Annotated in this window: 17 protein-coding genes; 8 read left to right on the top strand and 9 right to left on the bottom strand. The window is 74.2% G+C overall.

Annotated features, from left to right (window positions below; translation table 11 throughout):
* Positions 1-95: 95 nt before the first annotated feature.
* The 5 genes from ACFOVU_RS00760 to ACFOVU_RS00780 form a co-directional block, all read right to left on the bottom strand.
* The gene (locus ACFOVU_RS00760; RefSeq protein WP_378529302.1) at positions 96-905 is read right to left on the bottom strand and encodes a putative hydro-lyase; all 810 of its coding nucleotides are present in this window, start codon (positions 903-905) and stop codon (positions 96-98) included.
* 16 nt (positions 906-921) lie between these two features.
* Positions 922-1,776, bottom strand: a complete 855-nt coding sequence (locus ACFOVU_RS00765; RefSeq protein ID WP_378529303.1) for a 5-oxoprolinase subunit C family protein — start codon at positions 1,774-1,776, stop codon at positions 922-924.
* A 406-nt stretch (positions 1,777-2,182) separates the two neighbouring features.
* Positions 2,183-2,785, bottom strand: a complete 603-nt coding sequence (locus tag ACFOVU_RS00770; RefSeq protein WP_378529304.1) for a 5-oxoprolinase subunit B family protein — start codon at positions 2,783-2,785, stop codon at positions 2,183-2,185.
* Positions 2,773-3,576 carry a LamB/YcsF family protein gene (locus tag ACFOVU_RS00775; protein WP_378529305.1) on the bottom strand — a complete coding sequence of 268 codons (804 nt, stop codon included), beginning with the start codon at positions 3,574-3,576 and terminating at the stop codon, positions 2,773-2,775. Before ACFOVU_RS00775 ends, ACFOVU_RS00770 begins: the two co-directional genes overlap by 13 nt.
* A gap of 50 nt (positions 3,577-3,626) precedes the next feature.
* Positions 3,627-4,871 (bottom strand): NRAMP family divalent metal transporter, encoded by a 1,245-nt coding sequence (locus ACFOVU_RS00780; protein WP_378529306.1) that lies wholly within the window; start codon positions 4,869-4,871, stop codon positions 3,627-3,629.
* A gap of 231 nt (positions 4,872-5,102) precedes the next feature.
* Between ACFOVU_RS00780 and ACFOVU_RS00785 the strand changes: the two genes are divergently transcribed.
* Positions 5,103-5,819 (top strand): GntR family transcriptional regulator, encoded by a 717-nt coding sequence (locus ACFOVU_RS00785; RefSeq protein WP_378529307.1) that lies wholly within the window; start codon positions 5,103-5,105, stop codon positions 5,817-5,819.
* 22 nt (positions 5,820-5,841) lie between these two features.
* Here the strand turns inward: ACFOVU_RS00785 and ACFOVU_RS00790 are convergent, their stop codons facing one another.
* Positions 5,842-6,504, bottom strand: a complete 663-nt coding sequence (locus ACFOVU_RS00790; protein ID WP_378529308.1) for a TetR/AcrR family transcriptional regulator — start codon at positions 6,502-6,504, stop codon at positions 5,842-5,844.
* Between the two features lie 153 nt (positions 6,505-6,657).
* On the opposite strand from ACFOVU_RS00790, the gene ACFOVU_RS00795 reads away from it, so the two are divergent.
* On the top strand, positions 6,658-7,068 hold the full coding sequence (locus ACFOVU_RS00795; RefSeq protein WP_378529309.1) for a Dabb family protein: 411 nt from the start codon (positions 6,658-6,660) through the stop codon (positions 7,066-7,068).
* 61 nt (positions 7,069-7,129) lie between these two features.
* Here ACFOVU_RS00795 and ACFOVU_RS00800 read toward each other — a convergent pair whose 3' ends face one another.
* Together ACFOVU_RS00800 and ACFOVU_RS00805 are read right to left on the bottom strand one after the other, a co-directional pair.
* Positions 7,130-7,990, bottom strand: coding sequence for a hypothetical protein (locus ACFOVU_RS00800; protein WP_378529406.1), 861 nt, complete (start codon positions 7,988-7,990; stop codon positions 7,130-7,132).
* Positions 7,991-8,455: 465 nt separating this feature from the next.
* Positions 8,456-9,718, bottom strand: a complete 1,263-nt coding sequence (locus tag ACFOVU_RS00805; RefSeq protein WP_378529310.1) for a PucR family transcriptional regulator — start codon at positions 9,716-9,718, stop codon at positions 8,456-8,458.
* Positions 9,719-9,928: 210 nt separating this feature from the next.
* Here ACFOVU_RS00805 and ACFOVU_RS00810 point away from each other — a divergent pair, with 210 nt between their 5' ends.
* The 5 genes from ACFOVU_RS00810 (at position 9,929) to ACFOVU_RS00830 (ending at position 14,933) form a co-directional block, all read left to right on the top strand.
* Positions 9,929-10,891, top strand: a complete 963-nt coding sequence (locus ACFOVU_RS00810; protein WP_378529311.1) for an ACP S-malonyltransferase — start codon at positions 9,929-9,931, stop codon at positions 10,889-10,891.
* The gene (locus ACFOVU_RS00815; RefSeq protein ID WP_378529312.1) at positions 10,888-11,841 is read left to right on the top strand and encodes a beta-ketoacyl-ACP synthase III; all 954 of its coding nucleotides are present in this window, start codon (positions 10,888-10,890) and stop codon (positions 11,839-11,841) included. Before ACFOVU_RS00810 ends, ACFOVU_RS00815 begins: the two co-directional genes overlap by 4 nt.
* Before the next feature lie 88 nt (positions 11,842-11,929).
* Positions 11,930-12,181, top strand: coding sequence for an acyl carrier protein (locus tag ACFOVU_RS00820; RefSeq protein WP_378529313.1), 252 nt, complete (start codon positions 11,930-11,932; stop codon positions 12,179-12,181).
* Positions 12,182-12,357: 176 nt separating this feature from the next.
* Positions 12,358-13,596, top strand: coding sequence for a beta-ketoacyl-ACP synthase II (fabF, locus tag ACFOVU_RS00825; RefSeq protein WP_378529314.1), 1,239 nt, complete (start codon positions 12,358-12,360; stop codon positions 13,594-13,596).
* 167 nt (positions 13,597-13,763) lie between these two features.
* Positions 13,764-14,933 carry an EAL domain-containing protein gene (locus ACFOVU_RS00830; RefSeq protein WP_378529315.1) on the top strand — a complete coding sequence of 390 codons (1,170 nt, stop codon included), beginning with the start codon at positions 13,764-13,766 and terminating at the stop codon, positions 14,931-14,933.
* 40 nt (positions 14,934-14,973) lie between these two features.
* Here ACFOVU_RS00830 and ACFOVU_RS00835 read toward each other — a convergent pair whose 3' ends face one another.
* The gene (locus ACFOVU_RS00835) at positions 14,974-15,828 is read right to left on the bottom strand and encodes an SGNH/GDSL hydrolase family protein (RefSeq protein ID WP_378529407.1); all 855 of its coding nucleotides are present in this window, start codon (positions 15,826-15,828) and stop codon (positions 14,974-14,976) included.
* Positions 15,829-16,519: 691 nt separating this feature from the next.
* On the opposite strand from ACFOVU_RS00835, the gene ACFOVU_RS00840 reads away from it, so the two are divergent.
* Positions 16,520-18,670 (top strand): hypothetical protein, encoded by a 2,151-nt coding sequence (locus ACFOVU_RS00840; RefSeq protein ID WP_378529316.1) that lies wholly within the window; start codon positions 16,520-16,522, stop codon positions 18,668-18,670.
* The last annotated feature ends 31 nt before the right edge of the window (positions 18,671-18,701 follow it).

Raw genomic sequence — 18,701 nt, forward strand, 5'->3', positions numbered from 1 at the left:
GTTCCGGGCGCGCAGCCCGGCGCGATCCCGCCCGTGCGGAGGTGTCCGGAACTCGGCCGGAAAACTCCCGGAACACGGACACGGTCCGCGGCCGTTTACGGCACCTGGTGGGCGGAGTCGCGGACGTCGGTGACGGCCATGTGCCCCGGAGCGTGCGCGATCGCGAACTCCGGGCGGGAGGCCATGACCGCCGCCTGAGGGGTGACGCCGCAGGCCCAGAACACCGGAACCTCCCCCGGTCGCACGTCGACCGGGGAGCCGAAGTCGGGGCGGCCGAGGTCGGCGATCCCCAGCCCCGCCGGGTCGCCCACGTGCACCGGGGCGCCGTGCACCGCGGGGTAGCGCGACGTGATGCGCACCGCGTCGGCCACCCGGTCGGCGGGGACCGGCCGCATGGACACCACGAGCGGCCCGGACAGCCGCCCCGCGGGGCGGCAGGGGCGGTCGGTCCGGTACATCGGGACATTGGAGCCGGTCTCGAGGTGGCGGACCGGGATTCCGGCCTCCAGCAGCGGGGTCTCGAAGGTGAAGCTGCATCCGATGAGGAACGCCACGAGGTCGTCGCGCCACACCTCGCGCACGTCGGTCGCCTCCGCGGTCAGGACGCCGTCGGTGTAGACGCGGTAGGCGGGCAGGTCGGTGCGCAGGTCCCCGCCGAAGATCGACGCGCTCACCTCGCCGGGCTCGGTGACGTCGAGGACGGGGCAGGGCTTCGGGTTGCGCTGGGCGAACAGCAGGAAGTCGAACGCGAGGTCGCGCGGCAGCGCGATCAGGTTGGCCTGGGTGTATCCGGCGGCGTAGCCGGACGTCGGCACGGCCAGCCCGGACCGGAACAGCCCCCGTGCCCCGGCGGGGCCGAGGGCTGCGGCCTGAGCGGGGGACGGAGCCCGCGGTGTCGGTGTCATCGGATTCTGCCCTTTCTCAACGGTGGAACCACAGGCGGGTGCCGGGCCGGGCCTGGGCGGCGCGGGAGACATCGGCGGCGGTGACCACGGCGATGACCGGGTAGCCGCCGGTCACGGGGTGGTCGGCGAGGAACAGGACGGGGTCGCCGTCGGCGGGAACCTGCACGGAGCCGGGGACCATGCCCTCGCTGGGCAGTTCGTCGTGGCGGGTCCGCGGCAGAGCGGGGCCTGAGAGACGGGCGCCGACGCGGTCGCTGCGGTCGGTCACCGTGTAGGGGCGGGAGAACAGGGTCTCCACGGCCTCCGCGGTGAACCAGTCGTCGCGGGGTCCCAGGACGGCGCGCAGGTGGAGGTCGGCGCCGGGCGGCGGCGGCACCGGGGCGCAGTCGACGGAGGGGAACCCCTCCGGGGCCGCGCCGACGGGCAGCAGCGCGCCGGGGACCGGGCGTTCGGGTCCGAGCCCGGCGAGGGTGTCGGTGCTGCGCGAGCCGAGGACGGGAGCGACGTCGATGCCCCCGCGCACGGCGACGTAGCTGCGCAGCCCGCGAGCGGGCGGCCCCAGCCGCAGTTCCGCGCCGTCCGCCAGGCGCAGGACGCAGTCGGTGGCGCCGCCGCGCCCGCCCGCGTCCACGGTGCAGGTCGCCCCGGTGACGGCGAGGGTGAGCGCGCCGTGGGCGCGCACGCGCAGGCCGCCGTAGGTGGTCTCCAGCGCGGCGGCGCCGGGCGGGTTGGCCACCAGGCGGTTGGCCAGGGCGTATGCCGCGATGTCGGCGGCGCCCGAGCGCCCCACCCCGAGCGCGGCGTGGCCGAATCTGCCGGCGTCCTGCACCGTTGTGAACGGGCCGGTCTCCAGCACTTCCAGGGCTGCCATCGTGGCGCCCGTCTCCCTTCCTGCCGGACGCGGCCGATCGGGCCGCGCGTGTCCGTTGTCCGTTGTCCGTTGTGCGGGGCGGTGTGTCCCCCGGCTCCCCAGGCGGCTCCCCGGGCCGCCGGCCGCCGTTCCGGCGCGCCCGCGGCGCCCCGTTGTCCGCCCGGCAGCGGCCCGCGCCGTTCGGACCGCAACGGGGGCCGTCCGCGTCCCCCGCCACACGGCGGGGGACGCGGGAACGGCCCTCCGTGCCGACGGCCGTGTCCCGACGCCGTCCTCGTCCGGACACGGGCTGCCACCGTCGATCACCGGAAAGTCACAGCCACTACCTTTGCAATGTAGATTTTTGTAGAACCCGCTCCGGCCGCGTAGAGCCGGCGTGCACCCCGCCTCGGCCCCGTCGGCGGGCTCACGCCTCGCGGAACCTGACGCGTACCCCCGGGCGCAGCAGGCCCGGGGGGTCGCGGTCGAGGTCCCAGATCGGGGCCTCGGTGCGGCCCAGGAGCTGCCATCCGCCCGGGGAGCTGCGCGGGTAGACCCCGGTGAACTCCCCGGCCAGCGCCACCGCACCGGCGGGGACCCGGGTCCGGGCCTCCTTCCGGCGGGGGACGTGCAGCCGCGGGTCGTCGCCCACCAGGTAGCCGAAGCCGGGCGCGAAACCGCAGAAGGCGACGGTCCACGCGGCCCCGGTGTGGGCGGCCACGACTTCACGCTCGGTCAGCCCGGTGGCCGCGGCGATGTCGGCCAGGTCGGCGCCGTCGTAGGCGACGTCCAGGACGACCTCCCCCTGATCGGTACGGCTCCCGGAGCGGGGGCGCAGCCGGCTCACCGCCGCCGCGACCGCCTCGGCGCGGCCGGGTTCGATGCGCAGCAGCACCGTGCGGGCCGCCGGGATGATCTCGGTGACCCCGGGCAGGGGCGCGGCGGCCAGCTCCGCCTGGAGCGCCAGCACCGCGTCGAAGTCGGCGACCTCGACCAGGACGCCGTTGTCGGCACAGGTCAGTGCACGCACGGCCGCCCCTCGGTTCCCGGCCGGTCCGCGGCCGCCGGGGCGAAGGGGGCGAGGCGCACGCCCGCGGCGGACAGGGCGCCGGAGACCGCCTGGGCCATCTGCACCGCGCCGGGGCTGTCGCCGTGGACGCACAGCGAGTCGGCCTCGATGCGCACCGGGGTGCCGTCCGCCGCCGGGATGGGCCGCCCTTCGACGATGTCGAGGCAGCGGGCGGCCACCTTCTCCGGGTCGTCGAGCACCGCGCCGGGCTCGCGCCGCGAGACGAGGGTCCCTCCGGGGGTGTAGGCGCGGTCGGCGAACGCCTCGCGCACGGTGGGCAGGCCGGCCTCGTCGGCGAGTCGCAGCCACGCCGATCCGGGCAGGCCCAGCACCGGCAGCCCGGGGTCGTAGGCGCGGACCGCCGCCACGACGGCGGCGGCCTGCTCCTCGTGGTGCACGATGGCGTTGTAGAGGGCACCGTGGGGTTTGACGTAGCGGACGCGGTCGCCGGCGATCCGGGCGAAGGCGTCCAGCGCGCCGAGCTGGTAGACGATGTCGTCGGCGAGCTCGGCGGGCGGCACGTCGATGAAGCGCCGCCCGAACCCCGCGAGGTCGCGGTAGCCCACGTGCGCGCCGATGGCCACCCCGCGGGCGGCGGCCTGCTCGCAGGTGCGCCGCAGTACGGAGGGGTCGCCGGCGTGGGAGCCGCAGGCGACGTTCGCGCTGGTGACGACGGACAGGAGCGCTTCGTCGTCGCCCAGCGTCCAGCGTCCGAAGCTCTCGCCCATGTCGGAGTTGAGGTCGATGTGCACGGCAGCCTCCAAGGTGTCGGGGGTCGCGGGCCGCCCTCGGGGCGGGGTGGTCACTGCCAGAGGTCGGCGATGCCGGTGAGGGCGTTGGCGGCGATGTAGAGGGTGAGCAGCCACGCCGCGACGCCGATGCCCAGCAGCCACTTCGGGTACCGGTATCCGCCGAGCAGGTCGTGGGACCGGCGCGCGGCCACCCAGAGCATGATGCCCAGCCCCACCGGGAGGATGAGCCCGTTGAGGGCGCCGGCCAGGATGAGGAGCGTGGCGGGCGCCTGCCCCAGGAGCAGGTAGATGACGGTGGAGACGGCGATGAACCCGGCGACCAGCCAGCCCTTGGCGCGCTCCAGGCGCGCGGAGAAGGTGGTGACGAAGGAGACCGACGTGTAGGACGCGCCGATGACCGAGGAGATCGCCGCCGCCCACATGATGACGCCGAACAGCCGCAGCCCGACCTCGCCGGCGGCCTGGCGGAACGCCTCGGCCGGCGGGTTGGGGGCGTCGAGGATGGCGGCGCCGCCGGCGACCACGCCGAGGACCGCCAGGAACAGCAGCACGCGCATGACGCCGGTGACGATGATCCCGGTGACGGAGGTGCGGGTCACCGCATCGGCGTTCTCGTGCCCGCCCAGGCCGGATTCCACCAGCCGGTGCGCACCCGCGTAGGTGATGTAGCCGCCGACGGTCCCGCCGATGATGGTCACCGTCGCCAGGAAGACGTCGGAATCGAGCCGTTCGGGCAGGACCGACTGGACAAGGGCGTCGCCGACGGGCGGGCCGGAGACGACCGCCGCGTACAGGGTGAGGCCGATCATCAGCAGGCCGAGGGCGATCAGGATGCGGTCCATGGCGGCGCCGGCGCGCTTGGCCAGGAAGAGCGCTATGGCCAGGGCGGCGGAGACGGCCCCGCCGATCCGGGCGTCGATGCCGGCGAGCGCATCGAGGCCGAGCGCGGTGCCGGCGACGTTGCCGACGTTGAAGACGAGCCCGCCGAAGATGATCAGCGCGGCGAGCACGTATCCGGCGCCGGGCAGGACCTGGTTGGCGAGGTCTTGGGCGCGGGTGCCGGAGACCCCGATGACCCGCCAGATGTTCAGCTGGACGGCGATGTCCACGAGGATCGACACCAGGATCGCGAAGGCGAAGGTGGCGCCGAGTTGGGCGGTGAAGGTGGTGGTCTGGGTGATGAAACCCGGACCGATGGCGCTGGTGGCCATCAGGAACATTGCGCCGAGCAGCCCGCTGCTGAGGAAGACGCGCTTGGCGCGCGGCCGAGGGGGCGCTTGGGGGGACTCGCTCATCATGAGCCTCCGCGGTGGTGAGGGGGACGGGGGCGTCCGCCGGGGTGACGGCGACCACAACGCCGTATTGTTGAACAATACTCCAATACTTCAATTTCAAGAAGATGTCCGACGATGACGATCGCGTATCGCCGCGCGCCGCACCCTGAGGGCGGAGGCGCGCGTACCGTCCGTGACAATGGACATGGAGGCCGGAACCCGGGCTCCAGGCGACGATGACGAGGAGCCGGTGTGGCGGTGGCGGGCGACTGGATCGACGGGATACCCGACGTCGGCGAGGGCCTGGAGCGGTCGAGCACCGCCGAGCGGGTCGCCGACAGGCTGCGGGAGTACGTCATCAAGGGGGCGCTGCCGCCGGGGACGCGGCTGTCGGAGGAGAAGATCGGCCGCAGACTCGGGGTCTCGCGCAACACGCTCCGTGAGGCGTTCCGGCTGCTGGGCCACGAGCGGCTGCTCGTCCACGAGTTCAACCGCGGCGTGTTCGTCGCCCACCCGGGCCTGGCCGACGTGGTGGACCTGTTCCGGGTCCGGCGCTCACTGGAGCTCGCCGCCCTGCGCGGCGCCGCAGGGGCGCCGCCCGCGGCGGTGGACGCGGTGGGCGCGGCCGTGGCGGCCGGCACCGCGGCCTACGACCGGGGCGACTGGTGGGGGCTGGGCACCGCGAACATGCACTTCCACCAGGCGGTCGCCGGGCTGAGCGGCAGTCCGCGCATCGACGAGATCATGCGGCAGATCCTGGCCGAGCTGCGCCTGGTCTTCCACGTGATGGCGGACCCGCACACCTACCACGTGCCCTACCTGGAGCTCAATCGGAGCATCTACGAGGAGCTGGCGGCCGGGCGCCCCGCCGCCGCCGAGGCGCGGCTGGCGGACTACCTGGACACCGCCGAGAAACAGCTCGTCCAGGCCTTCACCGACCGGGAGGCCGGCCGGGACCCCGACTCCTAGCGGCGGGGACGCAGCCCGGGGGTCAGGCCGCGCCCGCGCCGGGTGCCCCGTAGGCGCGGACGAAGGTCTCGACCGCGGCCCCGGCCACGGTGCGCACCTCGGCGGCGGGGACCGGGCGGGTCCCCAGCCGCGACCGCCCCTCGATCGGGGCGGTGAGCAGCGCGAGGAACTGCTCCGCGGCCTGCGCGGGATCGCACGGGCGCAGGAACCCCGACAGCGAGAGCCGCGCGAACCGGTCGGCCAGCGCGTCGCAGAGCCGCCCCGATGTGCGCCCCTGCACGGTCTCGATCAGGTCAGGGAAGCGCCCCACCTGTTCGTAGGTCAGCCAGCGCAGCGCACGGGCGCGCTCCGAGCAGCACACCCGCAGGAGCCGGAGCGCGGTGTCGTCGAGGGCGGCCCGGGGGTCGTCACCGGGGTCGCGCAGCCGCTCGGCGGCGGCGAGGTTCTCCCCCATCACCGTGTCCGCCGCGGCCTCCACGGCGTTGCGGAACAGGGTCTCCTTGTCGTTGAGGTGGTTGTAGACGGTCGGCTTGGCCACGCCCGCGGTCTCGGCGATCTCCTTCACGCAGGCCTGGCCGTACCCGCGCCGGGCGAAGACGGTGAAGGCGGCGTCGAGGATCGCCTGCCGCTTGTCGATGCGCCCGCGCGGCGCCGCGCGTCCGGCCGATGCCGTCGTCCCTGCCATGCCCGCATGCTAGCGCACGCCGGCCGGAACCCTTACCCGCGGGTTCAGTTCCCTGGACCCGACTTGCACATCCCGCCCATGATCCGCAGACTGAACCCACCGGTTCAGTTTTCTGTTCCGTTTAGTAGCACATCGGCATGAAGGAGCACGTCCGTGATCGTCAACATCCTGCGCTTCAGCTTCAAGGACGGCACGACCGAGGAGGACAAGGAGAAGGTCCTGGCGACCATGCGCCGCACGGCATCACTGGAGCCGGTCGCGTTCTCGGCGGTCGGCGAGGACCTCCGCCTCCCCGACGACGGCTACACGCACACCTACGTGGCCGGGGTGGCCGACCTGGCGGCACTGGAGCGGTACATGCACGAGCCCGACCACATCAACGGCGACGACGTGATCCTGCCGCACATCGAGAAGCTCGGCGGGGTGCGCATGTCCGACGACCTGGACCCCGGCACCAGCGGGGAGGTCGCGGCGCTGCACGGGAAGAAGGTCGCGATGTACCCGGAGTGGGGGCGCCTGCTCGACGCCATCTCCGTCCCCGGTCTGGCGGGCCCGGAGTCCTGAACGCCCCGGGCGGACGGGGCCTGCGCCGGGGACCGTGCGTGCGGTCCCCGGCGCCGGGCCGTCAGCTCTTGGTCTTGGGGCGCTGGACGGGGCGTGCGGGGCGGTTCTTGCGGCGGGCGGCACCGGGGGACGTGCGGGGGATGCGCCGCGCCGCGGTCGGGGCGGCACCGGCCGCCGGGAACCCGGGGATCAGGTTGGCGGGCTCGGCCTTGGGCTCGGCACTGGGCACCGCAAGGCGCTCGGGCAGCCCCGACGGGTCGAGCTCGGTGTCGTCGTCCGCTCTCGCGGAAGAGGCGTCGTCGTCCTCGCGGGATCCGGCCTCGGCCGCCCGCCGCACCCGCTCGGCCTTCCACTCACGCACGCGCGCCGCGCCGCGGGTGACGAACGGCCACTCGACCGGGGCGGGCTGCGCCAGCGCCGCCCACAGGTAGGCCTTGGTGCCCCAGCCCTCCATGGCGCGCCGGGCCCGCGTGATCGTGAAGAAGGTCGGGGAGGCCAGCACGAGCTGCGGCCACGCCAGCACGAGGGCCGCCAGCAGCGGGAAGAGGCCGCCCCCGGCGATGGAGGCGCCCGCGCCCACGGCGATGGGTGCCAGGGCCAGGGCGATGCGCAGCGCGGTGATCTGCCGGAACCGGTGCAGCGAACGGCGCACCGACGCCTCGGCGGAGAGCCCTTCGGGCAGCGGCGTGGGCTGCACGACGACCGCCAGCAGCAGCGCGGCCACGGCGACCGACCCCGACAGCAGGATGGTCACGCCCGGCGCGGAGAACCCGCCGCCGACGATGAGCGCCACGAGGCCGACGATCGGAATCGGGGCCGGCAGGTAGAAGAGCACTTGGCGCCAGAGCTGCCCGGACTCGGTCGGCCGTTGAACGGCCGCCACCAATCTCGCGTACAGCTTTCCGGCCCTGTCGACCACCACGGCCAAGCACCCCCCAATCCTCATGCGCTACCACCACGTGAGCGAGAGACCTCCCGACGAGGGGCGCCGACCGGTGCGCACACCGGGGACGGCGACACCCGGGGACCGCCGACCGGAATCGTGTACGGGTCGTGACCAATCGCTCACCGGATACGTTATCGGCAATTGCACGTCCGCACACCAGGCCGGCCCGCATCGGATCGGTCTCTCAGGAGGCTGGACGCCCGGGGCCCGCCCCCGGTTGACGCACGCGTGCGGCGATCTGCCGCCCTCCAGGTGAGCCGGAGGACGCCCTGCCGCGCGCTCCTTCCGGAAGGGGTCCCGCTGTGCCTCCTCCCCGGCAACGGCGGGGGAAAACCTCAGGTTCCCGGTGAATCACACCAGATCAGGTGGTTTTTCCCGATCGGCCCGATGGGCGCCCCCAGCGGGGCTCCCTCCACCCGCAGGGGCGTCCCCGCGGTGCCCTCACACCGCCGTCGGCCTCCCCCGCTCCGTCAGCCGGCCCAGGGTCACCGCGACCCGCAGGACGAACGAGCCGCGCCCGTCGGAGGGGAGGTACCCGGTCAGCTCGGCGATCCGGCTCAACCGGTACCGCACGGTGTTGGGGTGCACGAACAGCATGCGCGCCGTCGACTCCAGCGACGACGCGTGCTCCAGGTACACCGACAGCGTGTCCAGCAGCGGCGACCCGGCGGCGCGCAGCGGCAGGTAGATCTGCTCCACGAGCCGGCGGCGGGCCGCGGCGTCGCCCTCCAGGGCCCGTTCGGGCAGCAGGTCCTCGGCCGCAACGGGCCGCGGCGCGTCGGGCCAGGCGACCGAGGCGCGCAGCCCGCTGACCGCGGCGCGCACCGATTCCCCGGCCGCGTGCAGGTCGGGGGCGGGCGGCCCGACCACCACCGGCCCCTCACCGAACAGCCCGGCCAGCGCCTCGGCGGCGCGCAGGCGCGCCGTGTCGTCGGCGGCGTCCTCGGCCAGGCCGACCACCACGACCACCCGCTCGCCCTGCGCCCCGGCGATGACGTCGTGGCCGCCGCGGCGGGCCGCCGCGCGCAGGTCGTCGAGCACGCTGTCGCGGTCGAGCCCGCCCAGCCCCCCGGCGACGGCGATCACCGGCGTCTTCGACCAGCCCAGCGCCGACCCCCAGGTCGGCAGCCCGTCCTCGTGGTCGCCGTGCAGGAGGGCGTCGACGATCAGCGCCTCCAGCCTGGCGTCCCAGGAGCCGCGGGCCTCGGCGGCGCGCGCGTAGACCTTGGCGGAGCTGAACGCCACCTCGCGCGTGTAGCGCAGGACCGCCTCCAGCAGCTGCTGCTCGCCTCCGGGGGCGGCCAGCTCGTCGACCTGGTTCTCGACCACGTCGATGACGACCCGGATCATGTCCACGGTCTGCAAGAGGGTGACCGATCGGGTGAGTTCGCGCGGCGCGGTGCCGAACACCTCGACCGTTATCGGCGGGCGCCCGCGCCCCGGTGTCTTGAACCAGTCGACGAACGCCGCGACGCCGGACTGCGCCACCAGCCCCACCCAGGAGCGGTCCTCCGCCGACATCCGGCGGAACCACGACAGCCGGCTCTCCATGCGGGCGACGGCCGCCGTGCCGATCGCCCCCATCGACCGCTCCAGGCGCTGGACGGTCTGCGCGCGTACGGCGGCCTCGTGGTCGGTGCGGTCCCCCGGGCCGCCCCCCGTGTCGTCCCCGTCCCGCGGATCTGTGGAATCTGTGCTCACCATCCCTAGAGTGGCATCCGCCGACGTGCGGGAACGACGACACGGCCGCCGCAGACCCCCGCCGGCCGCGTACCGAGCGGTCATAACGTGACCCGTTCCACTGGAATCGGCCCCCGAAGCGCCGGGATTGTAGGACCCCGACAAAACGAGCCTTCTAAACTTCGTGGTTGTCCCCATCAAGCTGGTGATGTTCTACAGGGCAAGGTGGATGTCGTGCTTGTAATCGTTGCTCCCGGCCAAGGCGCCCAGGTCCCCGGATTCCTCTCCCCCTGGCTCGAACTCCCCGGCATGGCCGAGCGGTTCGACCGGTGGTCCGAGGTCGCCGGCCTCGACCTCGCCCGCTGCGGCACCACCGCCGACGCGGACGAGATCCGCAACACCGCGATCGCCCAGCCCCTGCTGGTCGGCGCGGGACTCGCCGCTGCCATCGCGCTCTTCGGCGACCTCGACGACGCCCCGGGCGCGATCGACGCGGTCGCCGGCCACAGTGTCGGCGAGTTCACCGCCGCAGGTGTCGCCGGCGTGCTCACCCCCGAGGCCGCCCTCGGCCTGGTCGCCGAGCGCGGCCGCGGCATGGCCGAGGCGTCGTCGACCATCGCCACCGGGATGACCGCCGTCCTCGGCGGCGACCGCGAAACCGTTCTGGCCGCCCTGGAGGCCCACGGGCTGACCCCCGCCAACGACAACGGCGCCGGCCAGATCGTCGCCGCCGGGACCACCGAGCAGCTCGCCGCCCTGGCGGAGAACCGGCCCGAAGGAGCGCGGCTGCGCTCCCTGTCGGTGGCCGGGGCGTTCCACACCCACCACATGGCACCCGCGGTGGAGCGCGTCGAGCGGATCGCCGCGACCACCGAGGCCGCCGACCCCCGCACCCGCCTGCTGTCCAACCGCGACGGCGCGGTGGTGGGCAGCGGGCGCGAGTACCTCGACCGGCTCGTCTCCCAGATCAGCTCTCCGGTCCGCTGGGACGCCTGCACCCAGACCCTCGCGGACCTCGGGGTCACCGCCCTCATCGAGCTGCCCCCGGCCGGAACCCTGGTCGGCTTGGCGAAGCGCTCCCTGCGCGGCGTCGAGCGCCTGGCCGTCAAGACCCCCGACGACCTCGACGCGGCACGCGATCTGATCAAGGAACACGCCGGTCGCACCCCCGTCGACCAGGAAGGCCTGCCCGAATGAACCTGACTCCCGGGGCCCCCGGAGCGCGCCTGGTCGCGCTCGGGGAGTACCAGCCCAGCAACGTCGTCACCAACGACGACCTTGCCCGGCGGGTGGACACCTCAGACGAATGGATCCAGAGCCGCGTCGGCATCAGAGAGCGCCGCATCGCCGGCGCCGACGACACCGTGGTCAGCATGGCCGCGGCGGCGGGCGGCAAGGCGCTGGCGGCCGGGGGCCTCGACCCTTCCGACATCGACCTGGTGATCGTCGCCACCTGCACCCAGACCGACCAGATCCCCAACGCCGCCGCCAGCGTCGCCGCCCGGCTGGGGATCAGCGCGCCCGGGGCGTTCGACGTCAACGCCGCCTGCGCGGGGTTCTGCTACGCGCTGGGCGTGGCCGCCGACGCCGTGCGCGCGGGGTCGGCCACCAACGCGCTGGTCATCGGCTCCGAGAAGCTGTCGGACTGGCTCGACTGGGACGACCGCACCACCTGCGTGATCTTCGCCGACGGCGCGGGCGCGGCGGTGGTCTCGGCCGCCGACACCCCGGGCATCGGCCCGGTGGTGTGGGGCAGCGCGGGCGACCAGGCCGACAAGATCCACCTGCGCGACGGCAAGTACCTGACCCAGGAGGGCCAGGCGGTCTTCCGGTGGACCACCACCCAGCTCTACCCGGTGGCCCTGGAGGCGCTGCGGCGCGCGGGCGTCGAGCCGTCGGAGCTGACGGCGTTCGTCCCCCACCAGGCCAACCTGCGTATCGTCGAGGCCATCGCCCGCAAGCTGGGCGCGCCGCAGGCGATCATCGCCCGCGATATTGTCACGGCGGGCAACACTTCGTCGGCATCCGTCCCCCTTGCGCTCTCGCGCATGGCCGGCCGCGGCGAACTGCCCTCGGGGAGCACCGTGCTCACCCTGGGATACGGCGCGGGGCTCACCTACGCGGCCCAGGTGCTGGAGATTCCCTAGACATCCGTGGACCCCGGCCGGCGCGCGCTCGCGCGCAGGTCCCACGGCGAACGTACGACCGCACGAAGACCCAAGGAGAAACCCCAACATGGCGCAGCACTCTGAGCAGGAGATCCTCGAAGGCCTCGGCGAGATCATCGACGAGATCGCGGGTGTCCCGGCCGCAGAGGTCACCGCGGAGAAGAACTTCGTCGACGACCTCGACATCGACTCCCTCTCCATGGTGGAGATCGCGGTCGCCGCGCAGGACAAGTTCGGCGCCGAGATCCCCGACGACCGGCTGAAGGAGCTCACGACGGTCCAGGACGTCGTCAACTTCGTCCAGAAGTCCCAGAAGTAGCGGCACTTCTTCCGCGGTTCTCCGCCTGCCGGGCGGGCGCGGCCCGCGCCGGACCCCGTCCGGCCGCGGCCGCCCGGCAGGCCGCGCCGCCCCCGCCGGCGGCCCAGACCCCACCCGGTACCCCGCCCCCCGCACCGCGGGACCGAACCCACGAGACGAGAAGGGCGATAAGGCCAATGAGTCCCACCGAAGTCGTCGTCACTGGCCTCGGCGCCACCACCCCGCTGGGAGGTGACGTCGCCACGACCTGGTCCGCGCTTCTCGAAGGTCGGTCCGGTATCACGGCGCTCCCCGAGGACTGGCACGATGTGCTGCCGGTCCACTTCGCCGGCCAGGCGGCGGTCGACCCCAAGGAGAAGCTGCCCCGGCAGCGCCTGCGCAGGCTCGACCGCACGCAGCAGTTCGCGCTGATCGCCGCGCAGGAGGCGTGGGACGACGCCGGCGCGCCCGAGATGGACCCGCTGCGGCTGGGGGTGGTGGTCTCCAGCGGCATCGGCGGCATCCTCACCATCCTGGAGCAGTACGACACCTTCCGTGAGCGGGGCTGGCAGCGCGTCTCGCCGTTCACCGTGCCGATGCTCATGCCCAACAGCCCCTCGGCCGCCGTCGCCCTGGAGTTCACCGCCCGCGCCGGGGCGCACGCCCCCGTGAGCGCCTGCGCGTCCAGCGCCGAGGCCATCGCCGACGCGATCGGGATGATCCGCGCGGGCCGCGCCGACGTCGTCATCGCCGGCGGCACCGAAGCCGCCATCCACCCGCTGAACATCGCGTCCTTCGCCTCCATGCGGGCGCTGTCGACCCGCAACGACGACCCGCAGCGCGCCTCGCGCCCGTGGGACGCCGACCGCGACGGCTTCGTCATGGGCGAGGGCGCCGGCATCGTCGTCCTGGAGAGCGCCGAGCACGCCCGCGCCCGGGGCGCCCGCATCTACGCGGTGGCCGCCGGCGCCGGGTACACCAACGACTCCCACGACATCGTGCAGCCCGACCCCGAGGGTGTCGGCCAGGCGCGGGCCATCACCATGGCGCTGGCCGACGCCGACCTCAAGCCGTCGGACATCGCGCACGTCAACGCGCACGCCACCTCGACCCCGGCCGGGGACGTCGGCGAGACCATCGCCATCCGCTCCGCTCTGGGCGACGCCGCGGCCGACGAGGTCTCCGTCACCTCCACCAAGTCCATGACCGGGCACCTGCTCGGCGGCGCCGGCGCCGTGGAGTCGATCGCGACCGTCCTGGCGCTGCACGAGGGGCGGATCCCGCCGACCATCAACATCGAGAACCTCGACTCCGGCGTCCGGGTCGACATCGTGCGGGACAAGCCGCGCGACCTGCCGGCCGACGCGATCGCGGCGCTGAACGAGTCGTTCGGGTTCGGCGGCCACAACATCGCCCTCGCCTTCCGGCGGGTGTAGGCGCTAAGACGTGGTTGCGGCGGTGACCGGGGACTCCCCGGTCACCGCCGTTTTCGTTACGGAGCGTGTCCGAACCTGGTTAACGGTTCCGGTCCCGGCGGCGAAGTTCGCGGGAACTCCGGGTCATCGCGCCTGACAGTGCCGTGCGGCGCGGTGAAGATGGAGGGGTGTCCTCCTCGTCCCTCGCCGCCGGTGGCATGACCCCCGGTGACGGCGCCACCAGGAGCGACGGCCCGGGAGACGGCCCCGGCGGTGCCCCGGTCATGCGGCCGGTCGTCGATCTGGACTCCGGGTCCGTACTCGCGGTGGAAGTGGAAAGCCCCGTCTCCGCCCCCGCCGACGACCCCGCCGCCCAGGCCGAGCTGCTGGCCCGCCTGACACGCCGGATGACCTCCCTGGAATCGCTGCTCCCGCTGGTCCTCCCGCTGCCCGCGGCGGCGGTCGCCGGCGCCGACCCCGAACTGTTCCGGCTGGTCGAGCGCGGCCTTCGGCGGGCCGGGCGGCGGCCCCGCGACGTCACGCTCATGCTCGGCGCCGACATCGGCACCCTGCCCCGGCGCGATCTCGTACGCGGGATCACCCGGGCGCGCGGGCTGGGGTTCCGCTGCGCGCTGGGCACCTCCTCGATCGCCCCCGACCTGTTCCTGGAGGCCGACCCGTTCCTGGTGCGGCTGGACCCGAAGCTGACCGCGGGCGTCCCCGGCGACGACCGGCGCACCGCGATGGTGGAGGGCCTGGCGCGCATCGCCCAGGGCACCGGGGCGTTCCTGCTGGCCACCGGGGTCGACTCGGTGCCGCAGCTGCTGCGGCTGCGGGAGATCGGCATCCGGCTCGCCCACGGCCCGCTCTTCGCCGACGACCAGTGGAGCCCCGGCGACCGGATCCGTCCCGTCCCCGACACCGCCGTGGCCTCGGCGGCCTCCGCGGCGCCCGGTGACAACGGGCCCTCGATCGCGGAGTTCGTGCTGCCCCCGGTGGCCATGGCCAACGATGCGACGGCCGAGGACGTGCTGGAGGCGTTCACCAACGACACGGCCCTGACGAGCGTGGTCCTCATCGACCACGCCGAGCGCCCCATCGCGCTGCTGGACCGGACGCGGTTCCTGCTGGCCATCACCGGGCCCTACGGGCACGCGCTGCACGCCAAGCGCCCGGCGCGCCGGCTGGCCGACCCGCCCCGCACGGTCCCGCGCGGATTCCGCGCGATGGAGGCGCTGCGCGCCGCCGGCGCCGACCGGGAGCGCGTCTACGACGACCTGGTGACGGTGAACGAGTTCGGCCAGTGCACCGGGGTGGTGCACGTCGGCGACCTGATCCGCAGCCTGGCGCACGGCTGACCCGCAGGCCCCGGCCGGTCGCCGTGCCGGGGCGGGCGGGTCAGGAGCGGGGCAGGCCGTTGCCCGGGGTGTCCGGCGGGCAGGGCCGCTCCCCGCTGAGGACGGTGAGGTCGGGGCGCTTGGGCACCCGGCCGTCGCCGGTGGAGCGCCCCATGGCGCGCCGGCTGAGCCAGGGGACCAGGTACTGGCGGGTCCACCGCAGGTTCTCGCGGCGGCGCAGGATGCGCGGCAGCCGCTCGGGCGGGGTGTCCCAGGGGCGCGCCCAGACCTCCCGCGGCCCCATGGGGGTCCCCAGCACCTCGGCGATGCGCGCGGCGACGATGCGGTGGCCGTCGGCGTTGAAGTGCAGCCGGTCGGCGCTCCAGGACCGGGGGTCGTTGAGGGCGGTCATCGACCACAGGTCGACGATGTCGCTGCTCGTGCGATCGGCGATCGCCCGCAGGTGCATGCTGAACACCGCGATCCGCCCGCGGTAGGCGCGCAGCACGGGGATCCAGCCGGTGTCGTGGCCGGAGAGGATGACCACCCGGATCCCGGCGTCGCGCAGCCGCCGGACACCGGCCTCGAACTCGGCGGCGAGGGCGTCGAGGTCGGTGTTGGGCCGCAGGACGTCGTTGCCGCCCGCGTGCACGGTGACGAGGTCGGGCCGGAAGGCGAGGGTGCGGTCGAGCTGTTCGCCGAAAATGTGGCGCATGCGCCGACCGCGCACCGCGAGGTTGGCGTAGCGCAGGCCGGGCGTGCACGTTCCCAGGTGTTCGGCGAGGCGGTCGGCGAAGCCCCGGTAGCCGCCGCCGGGGCGGCGGTCGTCGAGGCCTTCGGTCAGGCTGTCGCCGATGGCCACGTACGAGCGAATGACCGCCGGGCTTTCGGCCGGAGCGCCTCCAGGGGGATTCATCTCCAGGTCAGTCACGTCAACCAATCATGCAGTTAGGCCACTGGCGCCGACATGCCGGGGTCACCGGGCAGCGCGCGGGACGGGCGGCGCCACGTGGAGACCCCGGGGACGCCCGGAGGGCGTTCTCAGTGGGGACAGTCAGGGGTTCGGCGCACCCCGCCAGCATACCCGCGCCCCTGGCCCGGAGGTCGGCGTACCTGGCAGGAGGCCATCGCCGGGGCTCCGTGCCCGGCGGCGGCGCGGCGGGGGCGCCCGGCCGGGTATCGGCGGCGGGAACCCACCCCCGCACACGACTCTTAAGTGATGCACCTCACATATCGTCGCGTTCCGTCGCGTTTCCCGCGAAGGCCCGGAGTTCCGATCGCCCGCCCGCGGCGCCCGGCGCGCCCGCCGCTCCGCATTTCGGTCGCGTGGGACTACCCACGAGCCCCACGCGCACGTACGATCTCGGGGAGTGCACAGCACGCCACCGCCCTCCACCCAGGGGCGTGTTCGAAAACGGGCTTTCGGGTCGGCCTGCGACCATCGCGGCGGACACCGACCCAAATCGGTTTTCCGAGCACGACCACGCAGAGCCGGTGGTTCCACGGCCCCGCCCGGGCCGACCGGACATAGTGTGGAGCACTGACCGAATGCCCGTGCGGTTCAGCCTGTCACGAGCCGAATGCCTGGAGGTTGAGGTCCCCCGCAGATGAACGCCGTTTCCCCGATCTGCCTCTCCGACCTCGCGCCCGCTCTCCGCTGGAGCAACCCGGCCGACGTCGGCCCGGTCCTGCGCCACGCCCGGCTCATCGACGGCTGGTGGCGGTCGATTCCGCTGCCCCGCGTCCTCGACATCGTGGGCGCCACCTGGCTCGCCCACACGCTGGCCCACCTCGCCGCCGACCACTTCGAGCACCTGGAGCTCGCCGAGTTCCTGCCCTCGCTGCGCGCGCTGACCGTCGACCTCGACGACATCGCCGAGCCCGTGCGCGGGGCGGTCCTGGGCACCGCGGTCACCTGGGACCGGCTGATTTCGGCGAGCCCGGCCACCATCGCCACCTGGCCGCTGCCGCAGGGCTGCGGGCCGATCGAGGTCATCGGGACCGTCATCGGCCGCGCCGTCCACCCCTTCGGCCGCGACACCGGCCGCACCCCCGCGCCCTCCCCCGCCCTGGTGGTCGAGGCCGTGCGGACCATCGCCAACTGGATGCCGGCGTCGGCCCCCGAGCACGTGCACAACGCCCTGGCCTACCTGACCTCGGCCACCGGCGCCGATTCCGCCGACTCGGTGTCCGACGGCGCCGATTCCGAGCCCGTCGACCCGCCGCAGACCCCCGCCACCCGGGCGATCCGCACCCTGCGCGCGCTGCGCGCCCAGCGCGACGAAGAGGCGCGCCAGAACGCGGCCGGCGAGTCCCGGACCCCGTCGGTGCCGCCCCCCGCGCCCGCCACCGACGCCGCCGGGCCCGGCAAGAGCTTCCGCAGCTCGCTCCTGGGGCCGGGCCGCACCCTGCGCCGCCCCTCGTTCAACCCGCCGCGGGAGTTTCGGGAGGACCCCACCCCGGTGGCCCCCGAGCTGGGCCGCCACCCGCTGGTCGACCTGCTGGAGGGGCTGTTCCGCAGCTGGTCGGACATCGAGCGCACGGTCGCCGCCGAGCGCCTGTTCGCCGCCGACCCCATCAGCATCCGGCTGCTCGCCGACCAGATCCAGGTCGACCTGGGCGCCATCCGCAACGCCCAGCGCACCGTCGAGGAGCGGCTGCTCCAGTGGCTGGCCTCGCCCGAGGGCGCACCCATCACCAACCACCTGCGCGACATGTCCGAGCAGCTGGGCACCGCCACGACCATCGACCACCTCATCAGCGCCCACCCCGACCACCCGGTGGACGTGCCGTCGCTGGGCACCCCGCTGTGGCGGGTGGTGATCACCCTGTTCACCGACCGCCGCCTGCACAACGGCTGGCTGGTCGCCGACGACCCGCACCGGCTGCGCTGGCAGACCCGCGAGCTGCTGGGCGACGCCCCCAGCCTCACCGACGCCGGCCTGCGGCTCGCGCGCATCGGCATCCAGCAGCAGTCGCTGCGGGCCTGGCTGCTGAGCACCCCCGGGGTGAGCATCCGCGACGGCCACGTCCTGGTCGACCCCTCCACCCCGATGGAGGCGCCCACACCCACCCCCTCCTACAGCGGGGGCCACACCGGCGTCGTCCCCGACGGCGGCTCCACCACCGCCAACGGCCTGCCGATCCGGCGCCGCCCCGGCGACCAGCAGCCGCAGTCGGCGGCCGCCGCCTCCTCCCCGATGCCGCAGGACCTCCCGCCGCAGGTCGCGGGGTCGGTGCGGTGCTTCCGGGCGCCCGACGGCCGCTGGTGGCACCGGGTCGACGTCACCGGCGACCACCTCAACGGCGCACCGGTCACCGTGCCGCCGGGCTACGCCACGCACCTGGGGCTGCAACCGGGGCGGCTGCTGTGCCTCACGGCGCCCGGCGCCGACCTGCTCGTGCTGGTCTGGCGGGACCAGCCGGCCTTCGACTCGCTGCGCCCGCTGCTGCGCCGGCTCTCCGCCCAGCACGGCGACCGGGTCTTCATCACCGTCAACGGCGACCGGCTCGACGCCCGCCGGCTGCCGGCCGCCGACCTCAGCGACCACGGGCCCACCAGCCGGGCGCTGCACCTCATCGGCTACACCGCGCCCGCCCCCACCGACGAGGCGCTGAAGATCATCGCCCGCCGGATCAGCGACGACAGCGACGACCCCCAGGCCGACCCGCAGTCGCTGCTGGACCGGCTCACCCAGCGGGGCGACACCGACATCGCCGCCGAACTGCGCCCGGTGCTGATGACCGCCCACGGGTGAGTGCGAACGAAACAGGGCCGTGGCGGTGCCA

The sequence above is a fragment of the Nocardiopsis sediminis genome, assembly GCF_042650565.1.
Taxonomy (GTDB): Bacteria; Actinomycetota; Actinomycetes; order Streptosporangiales; family Streptosporangiaceae; genus Nocardiopsis_B; species Nocardiopsis_B sediminis.

Coding starts and splice junctions, on each gene's coding strand:
- ACFOVU_RS00840 (WP_378529316.1), top strand. CDS start 16,520: ATGAACGCCGTTTCCCCGATCTGCCTCTCCGACCTCGCGCCCGCTCTC.
- fabF (WP_378529314.1), top strand. CDS start 12,358: ATGAGTCCCACCGAAGTCGTCGTCACTGGCCTCGGCGCCACCACCCCG.
- ACFOVU_RS00805 (WP_378529310.1), bottom strand. CDS start 9,718: ATGGTGAGCACAGATTCCACAGATCCGCGGGACGGGGACGACACGGGG.
- ACFOVU_RS00820 (WP_378529313.1), top strand. CDS start 11,930: ATGGCGCAGCACTCTGAGCAGGAGATCCTCGAAGGCCTCGGCGAGATC.
- ACFOVU_RS00835 (WP_378529407.1), bottom strand. CDS start 15,828: ATGAATCCCCCTGGAGGCGCTCCGGCCGAAAGCCCGGCGGTCATTCGC.
- ACFOVU_RS00780 (WP_378529306.1), bottom strand. CDS start 4,871: ATGAGCGAGTCCCCCCAAGCGCCCCCTCGGCCGCGCGCCAAGCGCGTC.
- ACFOVU_RS00790 (WP_378529308.1), bottom strand. CDS start 6,504: ATGGCAGGGACGACGGCATCGGCCGGACGCGCGGCGCCGCGCGGGCGC.
- ACFOVU_RS00815 (WP_378529312.1), top strand. CDS start 10,888: ATGAACCTGACTCCCGGGGCCCCCGGAGCGCGCCTGGTCGCGCTCGGG.
- ACFOVU_RS00760 (WP_378529302.1), bottom strand. CDS start 905: ATGACACCGACACCGCGGGCTCCGTCCCCCGCTCAGGCCGCAGCCCTC.
- ACFOVU_RS00765 (WP_378529303.1), bottom strand. CDS start 1,776: ATGGCAGCCCTGGAAGTGCTGGAGACCGGCCCGTTCACAACGGTGCAG.